Here is a 1,811-nt window from a genome sequence, read left to right as displayed (position 1 = left end):
TCTTCTGCCTGGAGACGCTGGACCACCTGCGGCGGGGCGGGCGGATCGGCACGGCGGCGGCCCTGGTGGGGACCGCGCTGGCCGTGAAGCCGTTGCTGCACATGGAAGACGGCCGGATCGTGCCGCTGGAGAAGGTGCGGACGATGAGCCGTGCCGTCGGCCGGCTGGTCGACCTCGCGGCGGCCGCGGCGGGCGACGGGCCCGTGGGCCTGGCCGTGCACCACCTGGCCGCTCCCGAACGCGCGGCCGAACTGGCGACCCGCCTGGACGAACGGCTGCCCGGCTCGACGGGCTGCGTGATCTCGGAGGTCGGCGCGGTGATCGGCGCGCACACGGGCCCCGGCGTGCTGGGCGTCGTGGTGCTGCCGGGAGGACCCGACAGCATCCCATAGACCCCCGACAATTCCGCGTTCCCGAGGCACGGGTGATCGCGACCTGTCCACAACCCGCGAGTAATCCACAGCCCCGCGGTTCACCCCACCTCCCCACCCGTCCCGCTCCGTAGCGTCGCTCGCATGCTTCCCCGCTCCCATCAGGACGACCGCCCGAGCGAACGACTGGCCGCACTGGCCGAGAAGGTGCGCGCCGACCCGACCCTGGTCTTCGCACGCTCGGAGGACTCGGACGAACACGGCCCGCCCCGCCGCCGCTTCACCCTGCCCCGCCTGCCACGCCGGGGCCTGCTGGCCCTGGGCGTCGCCGTCGCGTGCACGGTGATCGGCCTCGGCAGCTGGTGGCAGAGCCCCGCCGCCGAACAGGCCCCGGCCCTCGCCCTGGTGAGCACGTCGGCTCCCGCTCCGGAGCTGGTCGTGAACGTCATCGGCGAGGTCGCCACGCCCGGCCTGGTCACGGTCACCTCCGGCGCTCGGGTGGCCGACGCCCTGCGCCTGGCGGGCGGGGTGAAACCGGGCGCGAACCTCCACGACCTGAACCTGGCCCGCAAGCTCACCGACGGCGAGCAGATCGCGGTCGGCATCCCGCCGCCCGCAGCGGGCGTTCTCAACACCGTCCCGCCCAAGCTCAACCTGAACGCCGCCACCGCGGCCGAGCTGGACACCCTCCCCGGCGTGGGCCCGGTGACGGCCCAGCGCATCGTCGACCACCGCAGCCGCAAGGGCCCTTTCGCCTCCGTCGACGAGCTCCGCAACGTGGAAGGCATCGGCGGCTCCAAGCTCGCCAAGCTGACCGAGCTGGTCCACACCTGACCGCCACCACGCGCGTCCGCTCCACTTCCCCTGGAGGAACCGGTGCCCCGCACCCTCCCGACATCCCACGACTACCGCCTGGCCCCGGCCGCGGCAGCGGTGTGGGCCACCGCGGTGGCCGGACTCTTCCTGAACTGGCAGCTGTCCGTCCTCACCGGACTGACGGCCGGAGCCCTCGGTTTCGTGGCGTGGCGGAGGGCTTGGTGGACGAGGACCTGCGCCATCGCCCTGCTGATCTCCGGGCCGGTGGCGGCGGCCTGGGTCGGCGGCCACGTCCTGCGCGCGGAGACCCATCCGCTCCGCCTGGCCGCGAACGAGGGCAGGAGCACCACCCTGACCGTGGAGGTCGACGCCCGCCCCCGAGGTCTTCGCGCGGAAGGCTTCGGTGGTCACCAGGCGGGTGTCGACCACGTGATCCTCACCGCCACCTCCGACGGCGCCCACCTGGTGCTGCTGGCACCCGCGGACAGGTGGCGCGACCTCCTGCCAGGCCAGCGGGTCACGGCGAAGGGCACCCTCGCCCCGCCTCGGGGCGGCGACCTGGCGTCAGCCCTGCTGCGGGTCCGCGGTCCGCCGGTCGACCCGCAGCCCGCCCCGGTGTGGCAG

At 74.3% G+C, this 1,811-nt stretch carries 2 protein-coding genes and 1 pseudogene; all 3 read left to right on the top strand.

Translation table 11 applies throughout. The features are described from left to right. Positions 1–392 (top strand): DegV family protein (locus tag ACFWGZ_RS40795; RefSeq protein WP_382456941.1); only part of this gene is annotated, 392 nt, incomplete at its 5' end. A 123-nt stretch (positions 393–515) separates the two neighbouring features. Next, a complete protein-coding gene (locus tag ACFWGZ_RS40790) occupies positions 516–1,205 on the top strand; it encodes a helix-hairpin-helix domain-containing protein (RefSeq protein WP_382456940.1) in 690 nt (229 codons plus the stop codon). A gap of 42 nt (positions 1,206–1,247) precedes the next feature. Continuing rightward, positions 1,248–1,811 (top strand): annotated as a pseudogene (locus ACFWGZ_RS40785) (competence protein ComEC); the annotation flags it as partial.

It is taken from the genome of Lentzea sp. NPDC060358 (genome assembly GCF_042725365.1).
Classification (GTDB): domain Bacteria; phylum Actinomycetota; class Actinomycetes; order Mycobacteriales; family Pseudonocardiaceae; genus Lentzea.
The sequence above is the reverse complement of the archived record's forward strand: the minus strand, read 5'-3'. Positions and strand labels throughout refer to the sequence as shown.